A 17,361-nucleotide genomic window follows, 5' to 3' on the forward strand; every position below is an offset into this window, starting at 1 on the left:
GCAGACACTCATGGCATCACGGCGGGACGAACTCAACGCCTACACCTTCGCGAAGCGCCGCACGCTCGCCTCCTTCATCCAACCGTCACCATCGGGTTCGGAGGAGGGAGCGCCACGCCCGCTGCGCGGCGTGCTCCCCGGCATCATCGTGGGAGTGATCGTCCTCGCCGTCTTCGGCGCCTGGGGGATGTTCAAACCGGCGGCCAAACCCGGCTGGGACAAGCCGAACGAGCACGTGATCATCGCGAGCAAGTCCACGACGCGATACGTGGTCCTGAAGACGGACGGCAAGCGCCAACTCCACCCGGTCCTCAACATGGCTTCGGCGAAGCTCTTGCTGGACGCCGACAAGGGCGACGTCATCAACGTCGACGAATCGGTACTCGACAAGGGCAAGATCCCGCACGGCGCCACCATCGGCATTCCGTACGCTCCCGACCGCCTGCCCTCTGAGTCCGAGGCCGGCTCCCCCAAGCGATGGGCGGTGTGCGAGCGTCCGGGCGAAGGCGGCAGGGCGATCCAGAAGGCCGCGTTCATCCTGGCGGAGCGCGACCAGAACAAGACCGAGGGCAGCGAACGGCTCCGCGGCGGCGAGCTGTTGTACGTGGTCGGCCCTGACAAGGTCCGGTACGTGGTGGACGCTCACGGGATGGCGTACCGGATCGCGGAACGGGAACGGCTCGAACTCCTCCTGCGCACAATCGTCGATTCAGGCCGTCAACCGCAGCGGGTGTCCAAGGAGTGGCTGGACACGCTGCACTACGGCGACCCGATCTCCTACCCGAAGGTGGAGGGAACTCCCGGAGCGCCGGCCAATGTGGAGGGCCTCCAGGACCAACAGGCGAACAGGGTCGGCATGGTCCTCAAGGCGTCCGATGGGGCAGGGATGCAGCATTACGTCGTTGAGCGCGGACGGGTCGCCCCCGTCTCCGACTTCACCGCGAAACTGCTTCTCAGTAGCCGCGACCTGCTCTCTCTGCGCCAGGACGGCCATGCCCGCGACCTGAGCACCGGCGCTTTCACCCCTGACCGCGAGACATTCGACGCGTCATACAAGTGGCCGAGCCAGGCGCCGAAGGCCACCAACGAAGCCTCGGCCGACGCAGGCAGCCGTAATACCGTCTGCAATGTCCTGCGCAAGGTGGACGGCAATGACGGCGACACCACGCTCAGTACATGGGCGGGAACGGACTTCCCCGCAACGCTTCCCACGGGCTCGTCCAGCGCGTACGTGACGGCCGGGTCAGGCCTGCTCTACCGGCAGTTCACGGGCTCGGAGCCAAATGTGGGCGGCGTCTTCCTCGCTACGGACACGGGCCTGCGCTACGCGATGCAGTCCAACAGCGACAGCGCGACGGACGATGAGGGCATCGGCACCACGGCCAAGCAGCGCAAGCAGCAGCAGGCAGAGGCGCGACAGGCGCAGACCCGCCTGGGCTACGCGAATACGGACGTGACTCCGGTACCGGCCCCATGGTCCAAATTCCTCCCCACGGGCCCGCGTCTCTCGACCTCGGCGGCACGCCAGCCGCAGGGCTCCTAGGCCAGTGGGATGCCGACGATGACGTACGCATACGGGTGGCCGCGCGTGACAGCGGCCACGGCAGCAGCCCTGACAGTGATGACGACGGCGTTCGCCGCGTCTCCCGCGGCAGCCGCGGGAGCGGAGCAGTGCACGTTCCCGTCCAAAAAATACGAGGGTCGCCCCTGGGCACTGCAGCGCGTTCTCCTGGACGAGTTGTGGCGTCAGTCCACTGGAAAGGACGTACGGGTGGCGGTGATCGACACAGGGGTGGACGTCAAGAACCCTCAACTCAAGAGCGCGGTGGACGTGTCAAAGGGCCGCAACCTGCTCCCCAAGAACCTCAAGGACGACAACGGAGACAAGGTCAAGCGCGGCAAGGAGAACGGCACGACGGACGAGGTCGGCCACGGCACGCGCGTGGCGGGCATCATCGCGGCCCGCCCCGTCAAGGACACCGGCTTCGTGGGCCTGGCCCCCGACGCGACGCTGATCCCCATCCAGCAGAACGACGCGGAGGGCCACGGCACGGCAGAGACCCTCGCGGCAGCAATCGATTACGCGGTCTCCGCCGACGCGGACATCATCAACATCTCCCAGGACACGGCCAACGCCGTGAAGCCGACCCCGATCCTGAAACGGGCAGTGGACAGGGCGCTGGCGGATGAAAAGGTGATCGTGGCCTCCGCAGGCAACGACGGCCTGGGCGGCAACGTCAAGCGGACCTACCCGGCTTCCTACGAAGGCGTATTGGCGGTAGCGGCATCGGACCGCAACAACGAACGAGCCCCGTTCTCCCAGTCGGGCAAGTTCGTGGGCGTGGCAGCCCCGGGCGTAGACATGATCTCCACAGTCCCTCTCGGCGGCCACTGCTCGGACAACGGCACAAGCTTCTCGGCGCCGTACGTGGCAGGCGTGGCGGCCCTGATCAAGTCCAAGCACAGGAACTGGACGTCCCGCCAGATCACGGCCCAGATCAAACAGACAGCGGAACGCTCGGTAGCGGGCCACGACCGCCTGGTCGGCTGGGGGGTGGTGGACCCGGTCCGGGCTCTGACGGAGGACGAGCACCCGATCGAGACCCCAACAGCCGAAGAGGGCATCACCCGCGCGAAGGCCCCAACTCCCGCGGAACTCCACCTCGGTGAGACGTCAGAGGAGCGCACGGCGCGGATCGCTACGTACGTGGCTGTGGGGGCGGCGGTTGTGGTGGCGGGGCTTGCTGGGGTGGGGGTTGCTGTGCGGGATTCACGTGGCCGCAGCCGTAGGCGCGGGGAAGGCAGCTGACGGCGGCTCCCCGTGAGGGTCGATTCGTCGCGAAGGATCGCGGCTGGCACCTGCTGTGGCAGACGTAGTGAGGCACCAACTGGGCCATGGGACTTCCGGTCCGATGGCGGCCAAGGTTGTTTCGAGCATCGCTTCTGCCTGCTCGGCTGCCTCCTGCTTAGTGATGCCCGAGGCTTGCTTTCTCACGTCCAGTTGCCGGGACGTGCTCACCCTCACTGTTCGGCGTAGATGTCGGTCCCCTCCGGTGCTCGATAGCAGCGGGAGTCGACGTCGACTCCGATCATCTCCTTGAGATTCCCGGACCTTTCCCTCGCCCACTCAATGGAAATTGTGTGGTTGCTCTTGGCGTTCACTGCCACGATCTCTGGGTTACGGGCACGCGAGTTCGTCTCGCCATCCTTCGTGATCTTCCAGCCATTCTTTGGGAGTTGCTCGCGAATATTCTGCATGGCCTCTTCGAAGGTTCCCTTATGTAGATCATAGATTGACCATGGGTGATGGATTGTGTAGTACTCCTTCAGCCCGGGATCGACCGCCTCGCACACGTTCACTCCTGCGCCGGCCTCGGTGGTTTTCCCCTTGATCCCCATCCAATCAAGCAAGTTGCTGGAGATTTCATTTACTTCCTCTTTGGCGGGTTCGATTTTTCGCGTCTCCGCCTTGTAGCCAAGTTTGTCTTCGTTGGTTTGCATTGATGAGCACCCCGTCAGGATGAGCAAGGCCGATGCCATGCAGGAGAGAGCGTACATCTGGCGCGGATTTCTTGCCGTTGTCGAGCAGGTACTAGTCAAGATCCACACCCTTGTAATCGCCGACGATGACCCGTGCCTGATTTCTCAAACTCTTCGATCCGTCGCCACTCTTGTCCACGTCCCAGTAGCCGCTGTGGCTCGTCGCGTCGGTCTCCATGATATTGGCCCCGAATTCACGATCGGTAGGTACAGTCCGGTGATCGCCGAGACCGACGTTCTTTCCGCCCTCGGGTACTTGGTCACTGAGGAACGGAGCTCCCATGGCCCACATATGGCCGTCCTTGATGCCGAGGTCCGCGGAACGGTCAGCCTGCATGCCAGGGCTTCCGGCAACGACGACGTCATCCACTGGAAGGCCGCCGTCCAGCATGCCGCCGGACTTCGCGGCGTCCCCGATCACGGTACTTCCATAGCTGTGGCCGATAACGGTGGTGTGCCCGAAGTTGTTCGGCCCGGCCTCGCTCTGATGTGCAATGCGGTTTCCATCAAGGAAATCACGCAGTATGGGTCCGCCTTCTGCCGCGTATTTGTCGTTCGAGGCCTCGGGGATCAGATCGCCCTTGTCCGTGGGAAAAGCGGAACGAGGGGAATCGTAGTCGAACCATGTGATGGACGAGATCTGCTGGCCTGGAGCCTGCTTGGTGCTCTCCTTCCACAGGTTGTCACCGCGTGCGAGGTCGCCGCTGATGCCTTCCAAACTTGCCCCTGTGCCCGGCACGTAGACGGAGGTGTGGTCGGCGTTGTCCGGGTTGCCGCTGGCGAGAATCACCCTGCCGTCGCCCTTCCCTACTGGGTCGAACCCCAGCAGGTATGCCTCGGGAAGTCCGTTCTTTCCTGTGGCATCGAAGCGACTTTGAATAGCGTTCATTCCCTTCAGTCGCTGTTCGAGGAACGTCTGTCTGTCGCCGTACTGTTTGTTCCAGTCCAACCAGCTCTCGGACGCCGCGACCGGGCGGCCGACGGCATCGCGGGCGATGCGCTCGGGCTCTGGAGGAATGGAGTTCAGTTCCATTTGGTACTTCGCCCTTGCATCGGCGAGGACCGTCCGGTTGGCCTCGTCCCGCACATCGGCGGGCAGCCCATCAAGGGCGCCTACGGAGGCGGAGTGCATGGCGAGGTAGTCAGCACGCTGCTCGGCGGTGAGGTCCTTCCACCATTTCGCGTTGTCCTCCGCGTCGCCACCCTTGGGCGGGTCCTTGATGGTGTCGAGGTACCCATCGGCTCCCTTGCGAACCCCACCTGTGTCCTTGTGAACGTCAGCCCAGTCCTGGTTCGAGACGGTGAGGTCGTCGTCCGCCTTCAGTGCCCGCAGTTTCGGGGCCCACTTCTCGTCGACCTCGGTGGCTTCCTTGATGGCGGCGGCGATCCGGTCGGCGTACTCCTGCGCGCGGGCATAATTCGGGTTGGGGTCGAAGCTGGCCGCTTGACGGTTCAGCCCGGCTGCTGTCTCGTCGGTAGTGCCGTTCGCCGTGCCGCCCTTGGGGAGTTCGCCGTCTGTCTTCTTGCCCCCGGGTGGATAGCTGACCGATCCATCGGCGTTCACCGTGAACTTCTCGGTCTGCGCGCCATCGACCGCCGCGTCCAGCTTGCTCTTGGCGGCGGCCAGGTCGTAGGCGAAGCCGTTGAGTGCGGTGCTGATCAGGCCGCATTCAATCTGGGTGTAGTGGAAGTTTTTCGACAACTCACGCAGTTGCTTTAGGGCTGCCTTCGCGGTGGCACCCTCAAGGCTTTTCTGCATTCCGGCAGCGACCTGGTTTTCGATGCGTTCCTTGGCTGCATTGGCCATGTCGCTGGTCGCGCGGTACCCGTCCGCGGCGCCCTCGAACTCGGAGGGCTTGAGAGACTTGAGCGTCGCGTAGTCCATCCCTGTGGATCAACGTCCTTTGGTCTGGCCGCCGATGGCGGATGTGTCCTGGTGCTCGGTGGCCAACTTCGCGAGTTCGGCCTCGACTCCCTCGTCGGTCCTCCGCTGGAGACGGCCCATCTGAACCATCAACTTCTGTAGATCCTCGCACCGACCGCTCACGTCCTTCACGTAGCGCTCCCACGTGATATGGACATCCCGTTGGGCTGCGGCGCTGAGGCACCCGGAGCTCTTGTCGAGCCCGCCCTGTCCTTCCTCCAGCTTCGTCAGCGCCTTGCCGATGTTCTCCCGCAGAGAGCCGACACCCTCCCCGGCCTTGGCCCATGCGGCCTTACTGGACTTGAGGTTGCCCGAATCGTCGTTGCCCCAGCCTCCGCTGTTGCCCGGATCGGAATCCCCCTTGTCAGTCGGGGCCTCGTTGAGCTGCATCTGTTCGGAGTGGCGCTCGGCCGCACCGGCCTTGAGCTGCTCCCACTCGTCCCACCCCATGTAAGGGACTCCGTCCTTGGATTGCTCCATCAAGGCACTTCCGCGTAGCGACTGTTAGTGCCACGGGCTCATCTGAACTTCCGAGAGGGTAGCGATAGTTGTGGCTGCAGCAACTGAGTAGGTGTACTCAGATGGGTTGAGTAGGGGACGCGTCACTTCGTGAGGGCAGAGGTGGCAGTGTGTGAGGCGTGGCCAGTGGCAGGGCGCGGGGCTAGCTAGTTGGCTTGGGGGCTACAGATCCGGAAGTGACCAAGTACTGGCTGGTAGCGGTTTCCCTTGGAGGGGAAGTTGCCCCTCTTCGCGAAGTTTGGGCCCTGCAGTAGCCCTTACGGCTGGCCTGTTCTCAACCGCCGGGACACATAGATCGGTTGGTAGTCACAGTGAGTGTGACTAGAGTGACGCGGGCGCGATAAGTGACCACCTAGCCACCGCGATCGTGAAAACGGTCGGGCAGGGCAGGTAACGGGGAGGGTAAGCATCGTGCTTGCTACAGATGGGCGCGGGGGTGCCGCGCCGTCATCCGGCGCTGACCTCAAGCGCGGGCTGGAGGCGCTGAAGACCTTTCGTCGGCGCGTCAACACGCTGCTCACGGAGTTCGAGGGTTCGGCGGGCGGTTCGAGCGAGGTCGGGGGGTACAAGCTCACCCGGGGTTCCTTCAGCGGTGGGGGCAGTGCGTTTCCAGCGGCCGATGGCCTGTACTCGCAGTACAACCAGGTTCACGAGCGGCTGACCTCGCTCTCCAAGATGCTCGGAGACCAGATCGACGCCATGGGCATTGCGGTGCACGGCGCGGACGTCGGCTTCGACAATCTCGACGAGGACCTGAGGCAGCGTTTCTGGGCGATCCAGACCAGGGTTGACCGTGACGAGGCTGCCGCTCAGAGCGAGAAGGACGGCATGCCTGATTCGCCCCGTAGCAATGGCGACGCCGGCTCTGACTCCGGGTGGCGCTGATGAGCTTCGAAGGCCACCGCCTCAACGACATGATCGACTTGGTCGAACAGGCGAACCCCGCGGACCTGGAGAGCGCGGGCGAGGCCCTCAAGAAGGCCCGCAACGCGATTGCCGCGGCCGCTAAGGAGCTCGGCGAGCACATCGATCGAGTCGACTGGGAGGGAGCGGCTGGGGAGGCGTTCCGCAAGTGGGGCAAGAACCTCGTCAAGGACACGCATCTACTCTCCGACTTCGCCGACACCGCCAGTGTTCAGATCGCTTCGGCCGGCGCGGGGCTGGCGTCTGTCCGTAGTTCCATGCCGCCCAGGGATCAGCGCGCCGATCCGAAGATGGTTGAGGACATCCCCACCCCCAAGAGGGTCGACGGCAATGCGGAGTACGCCGCCGCGGCCAAGGCGGAGAAGCATCGCCAAGAGGCGATCAACCAGATGAATCGGTTGTCGTCGTTCTACCAGGTGTCGCAGCACTCGATGGCTGGGCAGGAGCCGCCTACGTTTTCGGCTATGCCGGATGTGGGGGTGCCGAAGGGGAAGACGGCATCCCTCCCCGGCGCGGAGCGGGGTGCGGCATCTTCCGCCATGACCGCAGGCGACGCCCAGGTCACGCCTGACCACTCTGCCAACACCGTGAAGGGAGGTGACCCGCATCCCGTCGAATCCACACCGCCCCGCACTGGCGGACCCGGCCCGATCGCCTCGCCGGACTCGATCGCCTTGCCGGATCGGCCTGTCAGCACGGAGATTGACAGCGTCGGGACTCTGCCGCCGCAGACCGCAAGTCCGGTACCCGCTGCGTCGCCTCCGACATCAGGTCCAACGGGTGGGCTCGGAGAGCCTGTTCCTCCCATTGCAAGCGGCCCCCGTCTCCCTGTGACCAGTGGACCCACTGCACGCACGTCAGTTCCTGGAGCAGGTCCGAGGACCTCACTACCGGCCCAAGGTCGAACAGGCACGACAGGCCCAGCGCGACCAACTGCAGGTCCGGGACCTTCGAGCCCGGTGGGGCGCACAGGTCCGATGGCCCAAGGGAGAACCGTCAGTGGTCCGACGGCTACCGGACAGCCGCCGGTAGGACGTGCCGTCACTGGGGGAACGCCACGTCCCGCCGTGCCGGGTCCTCGCCCTGGCCTCCCAGATACTGGTGCGGGGCGCGCCAACGGCCTCGTCGGTGGGCGGCCTGTTCCTGGCCCCGTGCAGGGTTCGTCGGGCTCCAGGTTGCCGCGTGGCCCGGTCATCGGAACCGAGGGCTCTGGTGGTTCAAGGGCAACGAATGGAGCCGGAGGCCAACGCGGAGTCGTTGGAGCAGCGCCTCACGGCACGGCTGGGAGCGGACAGACGTCTCGCCGGTTCACCAGTAGTCCCGATGGCGTGGTCGGTACTCCCAAGGAACGTACGTCTACCGCCGCAGGCCGTAGGAACGGATTCACCGCCGGGGGCTCAGGGCTGGTGCGTGGTCCCGCGGGCACACCACGACGCCCGGATGGCGACGAGGGCGAGGGCGTGCAGCGGCCCGACTATCTGGTCGAGGACGAGGAAACACATTTGCCAGGCAACCGGCGGCACGTGCCGCCGGTGATCGACTGATCGCGAGCAAGGACGTGCAGGGCATGAGGTCAGAAGCCGGTCGACGCGGCGGGTGGGTTGCGCCGTCTCCGGGCGGTGCGGGGAGACGCATCGCCACCATGGCCTCCGCACTTGTTGTGCTGGTCCTCGTGCCCCTAGGGCTTGCTCCGAGTGCGACGGCGGACGACATCCAGTCGAAGCTGTGGCACTTGGAGGCCATGGGCGCTGACGAACTCTGGGATGTCAGCACCGGCGAGGGCATCAAGGTCGCAGTTGTGGACACTGGTGTCTCGGAGACGCCGTCGCTCAAAGGCCGCGTACATCCGGGCACGGATGTGGCAGGAATGCCTGGTGGCTCGACAGATGACTACGACGGACATGGAACCACGATGGCGGAACTCATCGTGGGATCCGGACGAGGCGGGGGGATCAAGGGTTTGGCCCCCGGTGCCGAGGTCGTGTCCTTTCGAACCGGTCTGGGTGGCAAGTTCGAGAAGAAGGGAAGCCGAAGCGCCGAAGCAATTCGGGCCGCGGCCGACAGTGATGCCCGGATCATCAGTATGTCCTTCGGTTCTGACTTTGCGTACCCAGATGAGAAGGCAGCAGTGAAGTATGCCGCATCGAAGGGCAAGTTGATGTTCGCGGCCGTCGGCAACGATGGAGAGAAGAAGGACTTCATCGGGTATCCCGCCGCCTTTCCATCTGTCACTGGAGTCTCCGCCGCCGATGAGTCAGGAAAGGTCGCTAGGTTCTCTGAACGCGGCGACTACGTGGATCTGGCGGCGCCAGGTCGGGACCTCCCCCAGTGGTGCGATGAGGCATTTCGTTCGTACTGCGATGGCGAAGGCGGCACCAGCGTAGCCACAGCCATCGCCTCCGCCTCCGCCGCCCTGATCTGGTCCAAGCACCCCAACTGGACGGCCAACCAGGTCCTCAGAGTCCTCATCGACACCGCAGGCCGCGACTGGCCGAAGGACGATCCGAGCGTCTACCTCGGCTACGGACTTGTCCGGCCGGCTCCCAACTTGCTGGAGGGGAAGGGCGACCCGGGCCCCGCAGATGTTGACCCCCTCACCAATGAGAAGACGCCCGGTGCTGGTGCCGGTCCCGGCAATGAGGCTTCACCCTCTGCTTCCGCGCCGGCTTCATCGCAGCCCCCGAAGGGGGCGACGGGTGGCGGGGCCGCGGCGGCAGCTTCAAGCGCCAAGTCCAGTGAGAGAGACGGCCAGTTGTGGTTGATCCTCGGCTCCATCGCCGCAGCCGCAGTGATCGGCGCCAGCGCCTTCGCAGTGATGCGTGCTCGGCGCAGAGCCTGAACGCGACGCAGCATCACCCGACCCACACCAACAAAGGTTCAAGAAGGGAGCCCAGCCGTGGCTGACGGCCAGAAGTTGAACAATGAGCAAGTGGCGCTGCTGAAGAAAGAGATCGTGGGCAAGTACGAATCGGTCCAGCAGCAGCTCAAGCGGCTCCAGGGCACCCTCGACACGATGGAGGTGAACTGGCGGGGTGTCGGAGCTCATGCATTCGACAAGAAGCAGACCGAGCTCAACGAGCGCATGCAGGTGATCGGGAGGATCCTGGTGGATTTTCTGGACGGCATCAGTGGCAACGAGAAGCTCACGGAAGGCCTTGAGGACCAGGTCCGGTCGACGATGGACAGCATCGACGTGCAGTACGGCGGCAAGCAGTCGGCTATCAACAGCTACTGAAGCACTGCGGTCTCTGGGGAACGAATCCTCCACAACCACTGAGAGACGGGGTAGGCATGGCAAACGTTCACTATGGTGAAATGGCGGTCAAATATGGTGGCCTTGACGCCATCACGACCGAACTCGGCAACCAGGCGAAGCAGTTGGAGGCCGATCTCGCTGATATCAAGCGGGCGGTGACGAAGGTGGCCGAGGGCTGGGAGGGCAAGGCCCACGAGGCGTACGTCCTGCAGCAGCAGGAGTGGGACAAGAACGTCGAGGCCATTCACCGGGCTCTCGTCGAGATCGGCCAAAAGGTCGGCCAGGCCGGCGGTGACTACCGGGGCGGTGACCTGAAGGGCGCCAGCTACTTCCAGTGAGTATCAGCGTCACGCAACATCGGGGTGGACACACGCGGGAGGTGTCCACCCCTGCTTGTTGAATGGTGGGCGGGGCGGAAGGATGGTTGGGCCTACACCGCCCCTGCCCCGCCATTCCGCGGCGCAGGCTCCAGGTCGAACTCCCCGTCCCTCGCCCCGAGTACGAACGCCCGCCACTCTGCCTCGGTGTACCGCAGCACGGTCTCCGGCTCGACGGACGACCGCATGGCCACGGCGCCCGCGGGGAGGTACGCGATCTCGACGCGCTCTTCGTGCGCCTCGGTGCCCGGTGCGCTGTGCCACTCGACGCTGAGATGTCCAGGGCGTAGAGCTCGTCCTTCTCCCGCTCCTTGCGCGCCTTGGTGTCCTGCTCCGACTCCTGGTCCTCTGCCTTGGCCATGATGAAGCAGCCCCTTCCTGACGTGCCAACGAACGGTGGACTCAGCCTACTTGGAGTCCTTCGGTGTCCGCTCGGCAATGGCCTGGCTTGTACGTCGCGCGAGGGCCCTCGTATCTATCCAGTCGAACATCGGGCTGCGTTCCAGGCGCAGATTAACTAGGATGACGCTGATTCAAGAGCTTCGAGAATCCTGGATAGATCTTCTCTTGCTGCTGCGCAGAATTCTTGGTCCTCTTCCGTGATGTAGACCATAGCCTCATTGAATTTACTTCCATCGGGGCCGGCCTGCTGAATGAGGCGAGTAGGTGCAATCATCCAATTTCTTGTTGCCTTGAATGTCCATTCAAGGCTGTTTGGCGCCTCTCGGGTGATCGTCTCGAAAATTTCCTTGAGGCTGTCGCGAGGCTCCTCGAAGCGCCAAGCAATAAAGGATACTTGAAGGTATCCATACGTGGGGTGCCGTTCGACAGGGGATCTGAGCCAGACCACCGAGCCGAATTTGTTCAGTACCCGCTTTATCTTTTCGCGCCGCGTATTGTCGACCATTGTCCTGCCTCCTCGCCTTAGCGACGTCCCCAAGGTGGGGGTATCTGGTAATCTCCGTTGTGTCTGATCACTTTCTCGCCGTCGTTCATGTGTCGGAGTGCCCTCTCGTAGTCTCCCAGAGGGACTGGCGTGCTGCTGAGTGTTGGGTCGTAGGCGTAGCGGCCGTCGGTGTAAACGTCGTGGAAAGTGTAGTCCTCTACTGCCCTTCCGCCCTGCTCTGGAATCTTGATGTCATTTCCGGAATGGGTCATGTAATGCACGATCCTCCCTTCGTTGTCGGCCCGGTTTGATATGAATGAAGCGATATCAGAGCAATCAATTTCCGATCCTTGAGGTGCCGCCCTCATGGCGTCTGTAAGGTTTCCGCTCGGAGGGTGAGCAGGGTTAGGGGCGCGGAAGTCGAACGGGTCGCGCCCGGAAGGGCATACTTCGGGCGCGAGCCCCAGAGGGTCGACCGAAGCTGTGGGGTTATGAACGTAGGAATTCGGGTTGGGTGCAGGGGCAAGACCAAGAGGGTCAGGCGTGGAGTAGCGCCCGATTTCGGGATCGTAATGCCGGAAGTAGTTGTAATGCAGCCCCGTCTCCGGGTCGAAGTACTGCCCCGGAAAACGAAGCGGCGTATAAGCCGTGCTCCCCGCATTCCACGCCGTCGTACCCCACAGCGTGCTGCGTGTCCGCCACGCGATCTCGCCCTGCTCGTCGACTAGTTCGCTCGGTGTGCCGATCAGGTCGGTGACGATGGCGAAGAAGCGGGAATCGATCTCCTGCTGTGGTGTAGCGGCCGCAGTGATGCGTTCGGTCTGCGCCACGGGGTGCAGGCCCTGGTGGTCCCACGTAAGAGTGACTGGATGCTGCAACCCTTCGCCGCTAGTGGTCTGTTCGCAGAGCGTCGTGTCATCCCAAGTGAAGTCGACCCGCTCGACGACTGTCTCGTCGTCGGCCGCCAGACGCAGCTTGGCCGTGCGGCGGCCCAGTGGGTCGTACGTGTAGCGCCAGCGAGTGCCGTCAGGAGTGATCACCGACGTCAGCCGGTCCTCCGCATCCCACGAGTAGCGCCACGTATCCGGCTTCCGGGAGAGGCGCGTCTTCTGGCGCATGACGATGCGGCCAAGAGCATCGTGCTCGTAGCGCACACCACCAGCGCGCGTGATCCGCGTGCCTTCGTACGCGCGCCGCCCCGTCGCTTCCTGCCCAGGATGACCGGCAGGCCAGGACGCCTCGGTCTGGTTGCCCGCCGCGTCATAGGCGTACGTCTCCGTCCAGTTCGCCGCGTGGACCGCCGTGACACGGCCCGCCGCGTCCAGGTCGAAGCTACGGTTGCCGGAGAGCTGGTCGTCGATGGCGATGAGGTTGCCGTCGGCGCGGTAGGTGTAGGCGCGGTTCTGGATAGATCGGCCGCCCGTAGCGGTGACTGATTGGTCTGTGAGGCGACCCAGCTCGTCGAAGGTCTGGCCCATGGAAATGGACTCGCCTATGTGACGGGCGAGTTCGCGGCCTGCCGCGTCGTAGGCGAAGTCGATGGTGCGGCCCGACGCGATCAGTTGGGTGCGGCGTCCTGCCTCGTCGTACGCCCACGCGCTGGTGGCCCCCGACGGCGTGGTGCGCGTGGCGGGGCGGCCCAGTTCGTCGTATGTGTATGTGATCTTGCGGTCGTTGACCGTTTCGGATCTGAGCCGGCCGTAGCGGTCGCGCAGCAGCACGAGAGTGGTGTCCGGGCTTGTGGCCTGCGCGAGTTGGTCAGTCAGGTCGTAGGCGAATTCAGTGACCCGGCCGTCGGCGTCCTTGCAGGTGACCTGGCCGAGAGCGTTCCGCTCGAAGGAAACCGTCTGACCGATGGCGTTCGTGCGCGAGGCCAGCTGCCCGGCGCTGTCGTACGCGTACGACAGCGCCCGGTCGTCGAAGTCCGTTTCCGATATGAGACGGCCGGCCGGGTCGTATGCGTAATTCCACGTCAGGCCCTGGGGGTTGGCTACCTCGGTGAGGCGCAGTTCGTGGTCATGGGCGAACTCGTAACGCACCCCGTCCGGGCCCGTGCGGGCCGACAGCACGTCGAAGTGGGTGTACTCGTAGCGGGAGACGCCACCCATCGCGTCGGTGTGAGTGGTGCAGTTGCCCTCACCGTCGTACGCCCAGGACTCGACCGCCCCGTCGGGTCCCGTGCGCCGGGCCAGCTGTCCCTCGACAGTCCATTCCAGTCGCGTCGTGGCGCCCATCGCGTCCGTGATCGTGACAGGCCTTCCGAAGGCGTCACGCTTGTAGCGGGTCACTGAGCCGAGCGGATCGGCGATCTCGACAGGGAGCCCCGCCGGGTCGCACCGAACCGTCGTCACATTGCCGAGCGGGTCCGTGACCGCGGTGAGACGGCCCCCTTCGTCGTACGTGAAGCGCGTCGTTTGGCCCGAAGGGCTGGTCACCGTCGTGCGGTTGCCGCGTTCGTCGTAGGACTGCCGCCAGATCGTTCCGTCAGGATTCACCACCTTCAAGGGCAGCCCGAGTTCGTTGTACTCGGAACTCGCCTCACGTCCGTCCGGGCGTACTGCTGTGAGCAGGTTGCCTGCCGAGTCATAGCTGAGAGACGTGGTGCGGCCCAATGGGTCGGTGCGGGAGAGCAGGCGGTTGTAGTGGTCGCGCTCGTAGCGGGTGACCGCGCCGAGCGGGTCGATGTCGGCGACCACCTGCCAGGCGTCATTGATCAGGAAGCGTCGGGTGTGGCCCTCGCCGGTGGTGGTCGTCGTGACCCTGAGCCCGGTTTCGGGGTCCGTCGTGTCATAGGTGAGGCGCAGGCTCATATGGCCTTCCGAGCCGCCCTCGGCAACGCACCTGTCCTGATCGTCGTACGCGTAGGTGTAGCTGCGGTCGTTCGTGTCCGTCCACGAGGTGACCCGGCCCAAGCCGTCGTACGCGAAACGGAGCGGCAGACCAGAGGAGTTGAGGACCTCGGTGAGGTGACCGTCGGCGTACTGGTAGCGGATCAGCTCCTGGTCCCTGCCATCAGCGGCCGCGCCGGCCAGGTACAGAGCCGTTACGCGGTCGCCCTCGGTGGTGAGCTTCAGGTGGTAACCGCCGCTGTGCACCAAGGACCGGGGTGCGCCTTCGGCGTCGTATTCGAACGTCAACCAGTTGCCGTTGCGGTCGTCGATCTGCTCCAGGACCGCCAGGCCCTCGCTCCGGTCGGTGAAATGCCACTTCCGCAGGGTGGCCGGATCTGTGATCGTGTAGCCGCCTTCCTCGCGGTCCAGCGGCCACTGCGGGCCGTGGCTCGGGAGAGTCGGCAGGCCGGGCGCGGGGTGCGGGTAGGCGAGCAGGAGGCCGTCCTCGGTGACGAAGACGACGCCCTCGACGTCGATTTCGAGGCGTTGGTCGATCGTCGAAGACCAGGACGGGCCGAACCAATGCCCAAGCCGGTAGCCGGACTCCACTCTGCGCTTGAAGAGCAGAGGCAGGGCGCCGGGCAGTGCCACGTCCGTCTGGGGCAGGTACATCTTGCCGGTCGCGAGGTCGATCGGGTCCGTTCCCCGGCTCTCCACGCCCTCTCGCCGAGAGGGCCCCGCGGGGTCTTCGCCGACAGCCTCGCGTGCCCCCCGCCGTGCGCCCGACTCCGCTGCCTCTCGTGCGGCGCCCTTCACCCCTTGTGCGGCTGCGGCCCGGGCCGCTCCGCTCGCGAAACCGGCTCCCTTGGTCCCGGCCAGCTCCGGCAGCATCCGGCCCCAGAATTCGGAGGGGTCCTTCTTGAAGCTGTCGTACGCGTCTTTCGCCGCACGGTCGGGGTGCGTCGCCGTGGACGCGAGCCCGGCCAGGGTCAGGTTCACGTTCTGCACATAGGCGGCGGGGTGCGTGATGTTGTACGGGTCGATCGGGCTCAGACCGCGTACGAAATTGATCAGCCCTCCTGTTCCCTTCAACGCTCCGCCCATGACGTGCTGAAGTTCCGTGTTCTGCGACTTGAGGCCGTCGAAGGAATTTGACTGAAGCCGGTCCAGCGGCGGCGGTTCGGCCGGAGCGTGTGCCAGGGCCGCCTTGACCGTGCTCTCCGCCGACTGGCCCGCCTCGTTGCGCTGACGACGGGCGTCGGCGAGGATCTCGCGGGCCAGTTCGAGGTCGGCCTTGCCCGGGTCCTTGAACGGCTCCGGCCGTGCACCCGGATCCTTGTCGGCCTTGAGCGCGGCGTTGTAGGCATCGACCCGCTTGTTGTACGCCTCCACGGCTGACTCAGAGGCTTGCCGGCTCTTCTTGTACAGGTCGATCGCGTCCTGCGCCCGGCCCTGTGCCCACTTGACCGTGTCCGCGTACTTCTCCAGGGCTTCACCGGCACTTCCGCAGGCGTCCGCCGCGTGCAGCCACTTGACCGGGTGCACGGTGAACTTCTCGCGGAAAGTCTTGGCCGCCTCGCCCTTCCAGTGCGAGGAGTCCAGCCTGCGCATGCCCTGGCCGACCTTGTCGAAGGCCTTGTGGAAGTCCTTCAGATGCTTCGCGCTCTGCCGGATCGTTCCGGGGTTGCCGTGGATGAGTTCATCGGCCTGCTCGGTCTCGCCGAGCTGCCGTTCGTCGACCTCCGCGCCCAGGGAGGACGCGACGCTGCCACCGACGTCCTGGACGAAGTCCGCGGCACCGTCCGCGCCGATGTGGTCGAGACCGTCGGCCAGCTTGTCGGAGCCCCATTCGACGCCTTCACCGACCACCTTCTTGGTCGTGTCCCAGCCGTCCTCCAGCTTTCCCAGACCGGAGTTGACGACATCACCGAGACCACCTATGCCCATCAGCCCGTGTCCCCGCCCCGCTGAGTCTGCTGCTGTGCGTCAGCACGGGCACGCTCCTCGGGCGAAGGGCCGAAGCCCTCGTCCAGCAGGGCCTCGTACTGCTCGTCGCTCATTCCGGCGGCTCGCTGAGCGCTGTCCGGGCCGAACATGTCCGAGGTCAGTACATCCCGGCCGGCGTCCTTGTAGCCCTGCTCGATGTTCTCCCCCGCCTTGTCGAAGGATTCCTTGCTGTAGTCCGGGTTGGCGAGGGCGTGGTTATCGGCCAGCTCACCCCAACTCATCCGGGTGACCTCGTCCTCGGTCGCGTACGGATTGCCGCCCAGCGAGTTCGACAAGACCTTGAACGACCCGCCCACGTACTGCTCGGTCTCGTACATCGTCCCCGCCGTGAGACCCACTCCCTGCGCGAAGTCGTTCCCTGCCGCGACCAGGGAGCGCACCCCCCATTCCCAGCGCTCACAGAACGAATCGAACGCAGACGTGAGCCCGCCATGGCCCAGCTCAAGGCCCGTCAGGGCGATCTCCTGAAAACCGCGACCGGCACTGGCCGCACCGATCGGACCGAGCTCCTTGAGCTCTTCCAGAGTCAGGTTGATCCCCTGGGCGATCAGGTTCAGGCCGCCTGTTGCCAGATCGGACTGGTCGTCACTCACTTTCCACTCTCCCCGTATTCATCCGCGTACTCGTCCGCGTCGACCGCGACCGCGGCAGGGACGACCCCCAGCACCGGCGGAAGCAGCACCTCGTCCCCTTCGCTTCCTACGTCCATGGCCACACCGCAGGGAACGCCGGCCACCGGCACGACCCCGTCCAGCAGCCGGGCGCCGAGCAGGCGTTGGTACTCCCACTCGCGAGCACCGTCCCCGCGCATGACCGCGAACCGGGCCAGCGCTGTCTCGTCCGAGAAGGCGTAGATCCATCGGACGCCGTTGAAATCCGCGATGAGCGGGCATGCGTCCTCACCGAGCGGAAGCAGCACGGCAGTGCGCCGGAACTCACCGAGCAGAGCGGCGAACTCCCGGCGTATTCGGAGGCTGTCGTCCCGCGCATCGGGCACGACAGCCGCAGGCACGGTCATGTCGGCCAGATCCGCGAGGCGGGACCGTCGACCGTGCCCCGGCCGACTTCCTTCCCCGTTGTCGTCGATCATGGTTGGA

At 64.9% G+C, this 17,361-nt stretch carries 13 protein-coding genes and 1 pseudogene; 6 read left to right on the top strand and 8 right to left on the bottom strand.

The features are described from left to right. The first annotated feature begins 10 nt into the window (after nucleotides 1–10). Nucleotides 11–1,543, top strand: coding sequence for a type VII secretion protein EccB (gene eccB, locus E5671_RS33115; RefSeq protein WP_160507537.1), 1,533 nt, complete (start codon nucleotides 11–13; stop codon nucleotides 1,541–1,543). Between the two features lie 18 nt (nucleotides 1,544–1,561). Beyond that, nucleotides 1,562–2,809 (top strand): type VII secretion-associated serine protease mycosin, encoded by a 1,248-nt coding sequence (gene mycP / locus E5671_RS33120; protein ID WP_160507538.1) that lies wholly within the window; start codon nucleotides 1,562–1,564, stop codon nucleotides 2,807–2,809. 212 nt (nucleotides 2,810–3,021) lie between these two features. On the opposite strand, the gene E5671_RS33125 is transcribed toward mycP, so the two are convergent. The 3 genes from E5671_RS33125 to E5671_RS33135 all read right to left on the bottom strand — a co-directional run bounded on the left by E5671_RS33125 (nucleotide 3,022) and on the right by E5671_RS33135 (nucleotide 5,944). Beyond that, nucleotides 3,022–3,501: a hypothetical protein gene (locus E5671_RS33125; RefSeq protein ID WP_237330280.1), complete on the bottom strand. Its 480-nt coding sequence runs from the start codon at nucleotides 3,499–3,501 to the stop codon at nucleotides 3,022–3,024. Nucleotides 3,502–3,592: 91 nt separating this feature from the next. Continuing rightward, nucleotides 3,593–5,425 carry an alpha/beta hydrolase gene (locus E5671_RS33130; RefSeq protein ID WP_160507540.1) on the bottom strand — a complete coding sequence of 611 codons (1,833 nt, stop codon included), beginning with the start codon at nucleotides 5,423–5,425 and terminating at the stop codon, nucleotides 3,593–3,595. A gap of 9 nt (nucleotides 5,426–5,434) precedes the next feature. Beyond that, nucleotides 5,435–5,944 carry a hypothetical protein gene (locus tag E5671_RS33135; protein ID WP_336605907.1) on the bottom strand — a complete coding sequence of 170 codons (510 nt, stop codon included), beginning with the start codon at nucleotides 5,942–5,944 and terminating at the stop codon, nucleotides 5,435–5,437. A 450-nt stretch (nucleotides 5,945–6,394) separates the two neighbouring features. Between E5671_RS33135 and E5671_RS33140 the strand changes: the two genes are divergently transcribed. The 4 genes from E5671_RS33140 to E5671_RS33155 all read left to right on the top strand — a co-directional run bounded on the left by E5671_RS33140 (nucleotide 6,395) and on the right by E5671_RS33155 (nucleotide 10,501). Continuing rightward, nucleotides 6,395–6,868, top strand: coding sequence for a hypothetical protein (locus E5671_RS33140; RefSeq protein WP_160507541.1), 474 nt, complete (start codon nucleotides 6,395–6,397; stop codon nucleotides 6,866–6,868). A 1,681-nt stretch (nucleotides 6,869–8,549) separates the two neighbouring features. Then, entirely contained in the window at nucleotides 8,550–9,746 is a 1,197-nt protein-coding gene (locus tag E5671_RS33145) for a S8 family serine peptidase (RefSeq protein ID WP_160507542.1), read from the top strand. Nucleotides 9,747–9,803: 57 nt separating this feature from the next. Then, nucleotides 9,804–10,142, top strand: coding sequence for a WXG100 family type VII secretion target (locus E5671_RS33150; RefSeq protein ID WP_160507543.1), 339 nt, complete (start codon nucleotides 9,804–9,806; stop codon nucleotides 10,140–10,142). An 80-nt stretch (nucleotides 10,143–10,222) separates the two neighbouring features. Beyond that, nucleotides 10,223–10,501, top strand: a complete 279-nt coding sequence (locus E5671_RS33155) for a WXG100 family type VII secretion target (protein ID WP_443032729.1) — start codon at nucleotides 10,223–10,225, stop codon at nucleotides 10,499–10,501. A gap of 92 nt (nucleotides 10,502–10,593) precedes the next feature. Here E5671_RS33155 and E5671_RS33160 read toward each other — a convergent pair. The 5 genes and pseudogenes from E5671_RS33160 to E5671_RS33180 form a co-directional block, all read right to left on the bottom strand. Next, nucleotides 10,594–10,901: pseudogene (locus E5671_RS33160) on the bottom strand (DUF397 domain-containing protein). 156 nt (nucleotides 10,902–11,057) lie between these two features. After that, on the bottom strand, nucleotides 11,058–11,447 hold the full coding sequence (locus tag E5671_RS33165; protein ID WP_160507545.1) for a hypothetical protein: 390 nt from the start codon (nucleotides 11,445–11,447) through the stop codon (nucleotides 11,058–11,060). Nucleotides 11,448–11,464: 17 nt separating this feature from the next. Further along, the gene (locus E5671_RS33170) at nucleotides 11,465–16,204 is read right to left on the bottom strand and encodes a putative T7SS-secreted protein (protein ID WP_160507546.1); all 4,740 of its coding nucleotides are present in this window, start codon (nucleotides 16,202–16,204) and stop codon (nucleotides 11,465–11,467) included. Continuing rightward, entirely contained in the window at nucleotides 16,204–16,857 is a 654-nt protein-coding gene (locus tag E5671_RS33175) for a hypothetical protein (protein ID WP_160507547.1), read from the bottom strand. Before E5671_RS33175 ends, E5671_RS33170 begins: the two co-directional genes overlap by 1 nt. Further along, nucleotides 16,854–17,354, bottom strand: a complete 501-nt coding sequence (locus tag E5671_RS33180) for a hypothetical protein (protein WP_160507548.1) — start codon at nucleotides 17,352–17,354, stop codon at nucleotides 16,854–16,856. Before E5671_RS33180 ends, E5671_RS33175 begins: the two co-directional genes overlap by 4 nt. Between the last annotated feature and the right edge of the window lie 7 nt (nucleotides 17,355–17,361).

It is taken from the genome of Streptomyces sp. BA2, from assembly GCF_009769735.1.
Lineage (GTDB): Bacteria > Actinomycetota > Actinomycetes > Streptomycetales > Streptomycetaceae > Streptomyces.